At 35.3% G+C, this 8856-nt stretch carries 6 protein-coding genes; 2 read left to right on the top strand and 4 right to left on the bottom strand.

The features are described from left to right. Positions 1-465 precede the first annotated feature (465 nt). Positions 466-2238, top strand: coding sequence for a single-stranded-DNA-specific exonuclease RecJ (gene recJ / locus LF845_RS01085; RefSeq protein ID WP_242819136.1), 1773 nt, complete (start codon positions 466-468; stop codon positions 2236-2238). A gap of 19 nt (positions 2239-2257) precedes the next feature. Continuing rightward, on the top strand, positions 2258-4369 hold the full coding sequence (locus LF845_RS01080) for a RelA/SpoT family protein (protein WP_423220565.1): 2112 nt from the start codon (positions 2258-2260) through the stop codon (positions 4367-4369). Position 4370: 1 nt separating this feature from the next. Here the strand turns inward: LF845_RS01080 and LF845_RS01075 are convergent, their stop codons facing one another. From LF845_RS01075 to LF845_RS01060, 4 genes are read right to left on the bottom strand one after another with little or no spacing between them, the layout of a single operon-like run. Next, the gene (locus LF845_RS01075) at positions 4371-6248 is read right to left on the bottom strand and encodes a motility associated factor glycosyltransferase family protein (protein WP_242819134.1); all 1878 of its coding nucleotides are present in this window, start codon (positions 6246-6248) and stop codon (positions 4371-4373) included. Between the two features lie 9 nt (positions 6249-6257). Continuing rightward, a complete protein-coding gene (gene pseI, locus LF845_RS01070; RefSeq protein ID WP_242819133.1) occupies positions 6258-7295 on the bottom strand; it encodes a pseudaminic acid synthase in 1038 nt (345 codons plus the stop codon). After that, positions 7276-8052: a WbqC family protein gene (locus LF845_RS01065; protein WP_242819132.1), complete on the bottom strand. Its 777-nt coding sequence runs from the start codon at positions 8050-8052 to the stop codon at positions 7276-7278. Before LF845_RS01065 ends, pseI begins: the two co-directional genes overlap by 20 nt. Then, the gene (locus LF845_RS01060) at positions 8049-8852 is read right to left on the bottom strand and encodes a formyltransferase family protein (RefSeq protein WP_242819131.1); all 804 of its coding nucleotides are present in this window, start codon (positions 8850-8852) and stop codon (positions 8049-8051) included. The genes LF845_RS01065 and LF845_RS01060 overlap by 4 nt, the downstream gene beginning before the upstream one ends. Positions 8853-8856 lie beyond the last annotated feature (4 nt).

Below are 8856 nucleotides of genomic sequence, written 5' to 3'. Positions count from 1 at the left end.
TATAAAACCAATCAGTTACATAATTCCATTAAAAAAAACGGGGAGACTGCAAAATTAATCTTTTTTTTTAACATCGTGTTATAAATTTTTTCTTGTCCAATAAATCAAATTAAACGCAGAAAAAAATCAAGTAAACATATGGATATTGGTAGAAAATATAATGGTTATAAGAAAGGTGAAAGTTTACCGTGAACAGTGAATGGTGAGTAGTGGATGGTGATCGGTTATTCGCGGACAATAAATTGTATAAAGTTAATATGAATGACTTAGTACGTAACACTTAGCACTTAGCACTTAGCACTTAACGCTTAGCACTAACAAAAACTTTGAACATAGAACATTGAACACTCTTACACTAACCCCTGTGGTTTAAAAAATGTGGTAACGGCAGAAAAAATTAATTTCTTGCTTTTAATCAAAATGGGTATTAAAATAATTAAAAATATATAAAAGAATGGTAGGTAAATGGGGATTGATAAGGATGTTAGCTTAGCCAAGAGTATCAAGTATCGTTGGGTTTACGAACAGGCTGATAAATCAAATATTTTTCAATTAAATACCTCTCTTGGGATACCTATCCCAATCGCAGAGGCTTTAATCAAACGCGGCATAATAAGCGTGGATGATGCAAAAATCTACTTCGATGTGCCCCTCAAAGATTTAATCAATCCATTTCTCTTAAAAGATATGGAAAAAGCGGTAAAAAGGATAACACAAGCCATTTTTAACCGCGAAAAGATATGTATCTACGGTGACTATGATGTTGACGGAATTACTTCTACATCTCTACTTTATCTCTTTTTGAAAGAGTTAAACGCACGGGTGATATATTATGTCCCCAATAGGCTGGAAGAAGGTTACGGGCTTAACAAAGAAGCAATAGATGACATTGCCGGACAAAATGTAGATTTGATGATTACCGTTGATTGTGGTATCACGGCTGTGAGTGAGGTAGCCTACGCTGCAAGTAAAGGGATAGATGTAATCATTACAGACCATCATCAGCAAGGGGATGAGCTCCCTGTAAAAGCCTATGCAATTGTCAACCCGATGCAATTTGATGACAATTACCCATTCAAACATTTATCCGGTGTCGGCGTAGCCTTTAAGCTACTTATGGCACTGCGATACCATTTACACAATTCTACTGACTACAAATACAGTTTGCCAAATTTAAAGAAATATCTCGATATTGTTACTCTCGGCACAATAGCCGACGTTGTCCCGCTAATCGGAGAAAACAGAATCTTTGTAAAACACGGGCTTAAAATGCTTAGTGAAAAAAGCTCAAGAGTGGGCCTTGAAGAGCTTAAAAAGATTACAGGGCTTACAAATGTCAGTCTAAATGCTTCTCACATAGGATTTATAATTGCCCCAAGGATAAATGCCGTAGGACGTATGGGGTGCAGCGACAGAGGGGTAAGGCTTCTAATTACTGATGATAGAAATGAAGCCCGCTGGCTTGCAGAAGAGCTTGACATGGAAAACAGATACAGACAGGGGATTGAAAAAACAATTCTGGCTGAATCCTATGCAAAAATTGAAAGGCACCGGCTTCATGAAAAATATAGAGGGATTGTGCTGTACTCTGAAGATTGGCACCCCGGAGTAATAGGGATAGTAGCTTCAAGGGTAGTAGAAAAATATTTCAGGCCGACAATCGTAATTACGATGGAAAACGGTCTTGGGAAGGGCTCAGCAAGAAGTATCCCTGCATTTCATCTTTATGACGGGCTTAAAGATATTTCAGAGCTTTTGGTAAGCTTTGGTGGGCATAAATATGCTGCCGGGCTTAAAATTAATGCTGAAAACATCAAAACGCTTCAAAAAGAATTTCACAATATAATCTCATCTCAACTCACCGATGAAGATTTTATTCCTGAAATTAACATTGATGCCATTGTCACTGAAAATCAGGTAAATGATGAGCTTATACAATGGCTTAACAAGATGAGACCATTTGGAAGCGGCAACAGTGAGCCAATTTTCCTTATGAAAGGGCTTAGAAAATACCAGCAGTTTTTCTACATAGGTAAAGACAAAAAACATATAAAGGGCTTTTTGGAAAAAAATGGCAAGGTATTCCAGGTAATCGGCTACAACATGCCAGAGTATGAACAAATCCTTAAAAAAAGTGAATACTTTGACATAGCATTTATACCTGAATACAACACTTGGCTTGGGGAAAAGACTGTCCAATTAAAATTGAAAGATATTCGAGAATCGGATGAGTGTTAAGTCAAGAAATATCCGAATAATGGATATACAAGAAAAAGTATTGCAGAGTAGTGAGCATGCACAGGCTGACCTTGAAAAGCTGCACAAAGCTTACGTTTACGCCGCTCAAAAGCATAGAGGTCAGTTAAGACAAAGCGGCGAGCCGTATCTTTCTCATCCTCTTTGCGTAAGCTATATCCTTGCAGAAATGAATATGGATATCGACACTGTCATAGCAGGACTGCTTCACGACACTCTCGAAGATACGGATGCTACATTTGAGGAATTGGAAGAGCTATTCGGCCGTGATGTAGCTTTTCTTGTAGACGGCGTATCAAAAATAGGGAAAATAAAATTTAAATCTTCTGAGCAAAAAATGGCGGAAAATTTCCGCAAAATGCTCATATCGATGTCACAAGACGTAAGAGTTATCGTAATAAAGCTTGCCGACCGGCTTCATAACATGCGCACCATCGACTATTTGAGAGAGGATAAGCAAAAAAGAATCGCACAGGAAACAATGGAAATCTACGCACCACTTGCTCACAGGCTTGGTATCGCCTGGATAAAGTGGGAGCTTGAAGATATGGCATTTCGCATACTTGATAAAGAGAAATATTATGAAATCTACAATAAAGTTAAGTTAAAAAGAAGTGAAAGGGAAGAATATTTAAATAACATTCTAAAAATTGTTAAAGAACAGCTCAAAAAAAACAATATAGATGCCGATGTGTCAGGAAGACCAAAACATTTTTACTCCATCTATAAAAAAATGGTCTTAAAAAAGACGAGTTTTGATGAGATATATGACCTTTTAGCTCTGAGAATTATCGTGAAAACGCTCCCCGAGTGTTATTCGGTATTAGGGCTTATCCACAGTATTTGGAAACCTCTGCCGGGAAGATTTAAAGATTATATTGCAATGCCAAAAGCTAATCTATATCAATCACTTCACACAACAGTAATCGGCCCGAAAGGGATGACGGTAGAGTTTCAAATTCGTACGGAAGAGATGCACCGAATTGCAGAGGAAGGGATTGCTGCCCACTGGCGATATAAGGAAGGGAAAAAGTTTGACCCGAAAGAGGACAAGGCTTTTGTATGGCTAAGACAGCTGCTTGACCAAAAAGAGCTTAAAAATCCTGAAGAGCTTGTAGAAGCATTAAAAGAAGATGTTCTTCCTGCTCAAATATATGTATTCACTCCGGCGGGGGACGTGGTAGAGTTGCCAAGGGGCTCAACACCGATAGATTTTGCCTATGCAATACATTCGGAAGTAGGTAACAAATGCGTTGGGGCTAAAATTGACGGTAGAATTGTACCGCTCAAATACAAACTAAAAGGCGGCGAAAAGATAGAAGTATTGACATCTCCCAATCAAGAGCCGAGAAGGGATTGGCTAAATTTTGTTAAAACTAACCGTGCAAAGTCAAGAATCAGGGCATATTTGAGGAAGAAAGAGGATGAAAGGGCTGTCAATACCGCTCACAATCTTCTTGAAAATGAATTTTCAGATAGAGGACTTAATTTTAAAGAGATATTACACAGTAAAGAAAGTCTAAATAAGATTTTTGAAAAATTTAACCTTAAATCAGTTGATGACTTTCTCAAGGCCGTAGGTTTCGGCAGATTATCCGCAAAGCAGGTAGCAAACCTTTTTGCAAGGCTTGACGAAAAAGAAGATGTTATTTCAAAACCCACAAAAGTTAAGGCTGAGCCTTTTAAGATAAAAGGGATAGATGACGTAATGGTGAGAGTGGCAAAATGCTGCAACCCACTTCCCGGGGATGATGTAAAAGGGTATATCAGCGTAGGAAGAGGTATTATTGTTCACAAAGCTGATTGTCAAAATCTTAAAAATATGACAGTTAGTGAAGACAGATTAATAGAAGTAATATGGGATGAGACCAAAAAATTTAAGTCAAAAGTAAAGATAAACAGTATCACTGAGGACAGACCGGGGATGCTCAATGAAATTACCACTGTTATTAAGGATATGGGGATAAACATCATAGAGCTGTCCGCAAAACCGATGTCAGAAGGCAGGGCAAGGCAAAACTTTACAATAGAAATCGCATCCAAAGACCAGCTTGAAAAGTTGACCGGCAAACTCAAAAGCTTGCCGGGGATGATCTCTTTTACAGCTATTTAATCTAATTTTCTTCCAATTTGGCTTTCATCTCATACAAAGACTTTTTCATAGCTTCGATGAGCTTTATCATTACACCATACATATCATAAAGTAGCTTTACTACTGTAAAATTTATATCACGAGGGTGATTGTTAGAATTTCTCACGCCATTTATTTCTATAATCGTAGTCAAATAATAAGACTGCACAAAATGCATAAATATCTCAAAAAACTTCCTTTCACCAAAAATTGCCAATGTTTTCTGCACTTCGTCAAAAGTTTTTCTTGCATACTCTTCATCTATGACCTTTTCTTTTTCATACCTAACAATGACATTGTTAATGAACTCAACAGCTTTGTTAAAACCGTATGTAAGCCTTTCGATAACATTTTCCGAATATTGTATAGCTTCGTTTACCTTGTCCATAGACTGTTTTTTATACTTTTCCTTTTCCGCCTCATCAGGATATTTGAGATTTGATTTAATATTATCTATTACATCGATATCTTCATTAATATACTTTTCAATTGCCTCTTTGAAGGTCATTATTTTTGTGCCATAAATTTTTGCTCCCCCTTCGGTAGCATTAATCACTTCACCTTTAAAACCTGCTATATCTTTTTCATAGTATTTCATAAATTTGTACCATACATCAGTTGTCTTGATTTTTGGCACATAATTACCTTCTACTTCCAAGATTTGACGTCTAGTATGATATTGTTCCTCTTTTTCACCAAATGTAGCACCGGAGGCGTGGGTCACTTCATTCTCTCCAAAAGCCAAATCTTGACCAATAAGGATAATAGGATTACACCCCAAAAATTCCAAAATCTTAAACGCCATATTCGCAGCAGAAGGACCAATATCTAAAGTCCCTTTTTCAATCTCAAGCCACTGAAAAGTAGCAAAATTTCGATAGACAATTATCCTTTCTCCGGGAAAATTAGCATATGTTTCAGGGCGGATTACAGGACATGCTGACAAATAAACATCCTTTACATCTTCTTGGGTAAGCCCTTCAAAGAGCTTTGAAGTAGCAATTACCCTTTCAAGGGAAGTAACTAAGTGCGGCTTGAGACCATTCTTTTTCATTACCCTCAAAGATGCGTCTGCAGCACAAATAACGGCCTTGTTTTCAAGCCCCTTTAGCAAGTGAATGTTCTTATTTAGAGATGGACCTGTTGCCACGACAATGCCTGGTTTCCCATCAAAAATGCCTTCTAAATCTTTAATCCCGGGCCAGCCAATTATCTCATTGATATTTAAAAATGTATTTACAATACCAATTAGCGAGTCCCAAGGGTCATTGCCAAAGTGCAATAAAACTTCTTTTACTGCATCTTTTAAATGAGACATAACTTTCTTATAATAATCTCCGCTTAGTCTTAAAGATAAGCTATTATCTATAATATTAATTGCTTTAACAAAAAGCTTTAAATTACCCATAAATAATATGGCATGCAAATTCACAAACACATCGTTAATTGGAATATCAATTAAAAGCTTTACACGTGAATCAGATATTACCGGTGTCAAGTCTATTGTGTAAAGTGCAACATAAAAAGGCTCAAATTCAGGCTCAAATACAATTAAAACAGACTCTTGCACCGCAAATTTTTGTAAAAAAGTCAATATTTCATACCCAAGCCCAAATCCAAAAAATATATTCAAAACCGGGAGTCTAATTTTGTTTCTCAAATCAGCTTGGACATAAGCCAGCGGGTCATTGTTGTCATAAGCAAGTAGCTTTTCAGGCAAATAAATTAAATTTGGAATTTTGTCGGGATGATTAGAAGATATGGTGTTATACTTACCATTACTTTTATATGATTCAACTTTTTTTGCCAAATCGGGTCTAAATTTTTTAAGTGCCTGAAGATTTTTTTCATAAATATTCACATCAACTCCTTATTCTGTAATAAATTCTAACTTTAGTGGCGTGCCCTTTGCAAGGTCATATTTTGCCTTTTTACCCAATACACTTTTTAAATATTTAGGATGTAAGCCGTAGCCAGGTCTTATAGAGCGAATGTTATCATTAGTCAAAAAATCACCTGCTTTAATGTCTTTAACTACAAATAGACTCCTTGCAAAAATCCTACTCTTCTCCACTTTTTCCGATATTTCATACGTAACTTTGCCAAGAGCTTTTTCTACCTCTCTAATAGAGCTTACCATCGCTTTAAATTCTTTCGGTTCTAATGAAAAAGCCGCATCCGGGCCACCAAGCTTTTTATCAAGTATAAAATGCTTCTCAATTACCCTTGCACCAAGCGCAACTGCTGCAATTGGCACAGATATACCGAGAGTATGGTCAGATAGCCCCACTGTTACCCCAAACCGATTTTTCATATCGGGAATGGTAAGCAAGTTTGCTTCTTCAAATGGTGCAGGATAAGCAGATGTACATTTTAACAGCGTAATATCATTGCAACCATTCTTCTTGCATGTCTCAACAGCAAGCTTAATATCTTCAATAGTGGCTATCCCTGTAGATATAATCATCGGCTTGCCTTTGGATGCAATATATTCAATGAGTGGAATATCTGTAATCTCAAATGAAGCAACTTTATAAATTGTGACATTCAGCTCCTCAAGAAAATCTACGGCAGTCTTATCAAAAGGTGTGGAAAAGAAAACAAGACCAAGCTTTTCAGCTAACTCTTTCAGTTCAAGATGCCACTCCCATGGGGTATATGCTTGTTTGTAAAGTTCGTAAAGTGTTTTTCCGTCCCAAAGTGTGCCTTGCTTAATCTGAAAATATTTATTGTCACAATCTATTGTCAAAGTATCAGGAGTATAAGTCTGTAATTTTACAGCATTAGCTCCTGCTTCTTTCATCGCATAAATTGTCTCCTTTGCTAAGTTTATATCTTGCTTGTGATTTGCAGATAGTTCTGCAACTATTAAAACTTTTTCATTTAAATCAAAGTTTGCTATTTTCATTTTCGTTGTCCTGTAAAAAATTTTTTCTAAACACTAAGTAATGAATTGGCTCTTTTCTACCGCTTCTTATTATTTTAAGAGCATTATCAAAACCTTCATTAAAAAGCAAATCTATAACTCCCATATAAGGCAAAAATTCACCGTAAACCTGTCTATATGCAGGGTGGATATAATTGTGGTAAAAAAGATTAATCCCATTTTTAACAATAAGCCCACCCGGTTTTTCCTTTTCTAAATATTCTGCCGAACCTTGAGGAGATATGTATGTATCACATCCTAACTTTTTACATATGTTTGATAGTTTTTCGTCCTTTTTTCCGTCAACTTTTAAATCATAGCTCCTAATAGTTTGTGTTCTTATTCCAATTTTATCTTTTACTTTTTCTATAAAATTTATGTTGAAATCTGTTAGTTTATCAAAAGGAACTTCTATCAAATTCTTTACAAAAGGAAAAACTTCTTCATAATATGGTGCTTTTTTGTAGTTGAGATTAATTGCCTTTAGATGTTTTTGTCTCCACGGCTGGGAATCATCTATGTATGCATCTTTAATTTTGACTTCTTCTCTTCGTGATGTTTTTTTTAATGGTATAGATAAAAATAATTCACCTTGGGATGTTTTAATTCTATTTCTAACTTGCCAACTTCTACGGACAAGTTGGACATCATCTAAGTATACAAAAACATCAATGCTGCCCATTAAATCAAAGTAGCCTATCCATGGGTTATATGTTGGCTGCATTATAGCACATTTCAACTTAGATTCTCCTCCGTGAATTCTTCCAATACTATAAAAATGTTATTTTTGTAAGGAATTATTTTTTTATCACTAATGTTTGGTTTCTGAGTAAAATATAATTTTTTCACGTAATATACCTTATTTTTGTATATTAGCTTAGCACCTTTATATCTAGCTTGAGCTCTTACTTTATTAAAAAGTATATTTGGAGGATCATTTTTTAAATCAAAAGTATAATCATCTTCTTTAACAGGAGGATAATAATATTTATTTTCTATGTTCCTTACAACTCTTAATTGTCCTCTTTTATAGTCAACAAGATCATTTAAAAGTTCAGGAATAATATTAGTTAACTTAAGAAAAATATCCTTTTCATTCTCCCAAAAGTAATAAGAAACTAATTTGCGTGAAATTATATCACCGCTATCAACTTTTGATGTTACTTTATGAATTGAAATTCCTACTTTTAATTCTTCATTAATTGTTGCCCAAAAAGTGGGATGTCTTCCTTTATAATATGGTAAATAGCTGTAATGAATATTGTATACTTCGTATAGATCTAAAAAAGATTCCGTAAGCATTTTTCCAAAAGAGCACATAATACAAAAATCAATGTCTTTCTCCTTTAAAAACTCCTCTACTTTATTTATATTTTCTACTTCTACAACATCTATATTTCTAACCAATGAAAAAGTAAACAGATTATCATCAAATTTTCCCCTTTCAACTACTATCCCTTTGAGGTTTAGATTATCGTTCATTAAAATATATTCAGGCACATAATATAGATTTCCTATATAAATTACATTAAAACTCATTGAA

This window comes from Deferrivibrio essentukiensis (genome assembly GCF_020480685.1).
GTDB lineage: Bacteria > Chrysiogenota > Deferribacteres > Deferribacterales > Deferrivibrionaceae > Deferrivibrio > Deferrivibrio essentukiensis.
The sequence above is the reverse complement of the archived record's forward strand: the minus strand, read 5'-3'. Positions and strand labels throughout refer to the sequence as shown.

What these genes read in the sequence shown, in the direction of transcription:
- LF845_RS01060 (WP_242819131.1), bottom strand. Translation starts at nt 8,852, where the DNA reads ATGAGTTTTAATGTAATTTATATAGGAAATCTATATTATGTGCCTGAA.
- LF845_RS01080 (WP_423220565.1), top strand. Translation starts at nt 2,258, where the DNA reads ATGGATATACAAGAAAAAGTATTGCAGAGTAGTGAGCATGCACAGGCT.
- recJ (WP_242819136.1), top strand. Translation starts at nt 466, where the DNA reads ATGGGGATTGATAAGGATGTTAGCTTAGCCAAGAGTATCAAGTATCGT.
- pseI (WP_242819133.1), bottom strand. Translation starts at nt 7,295, where the DNA reads ATGAAAATAGCAAACTTTGATTTAAATGAAAAAGTTTTAATAGTTGCA.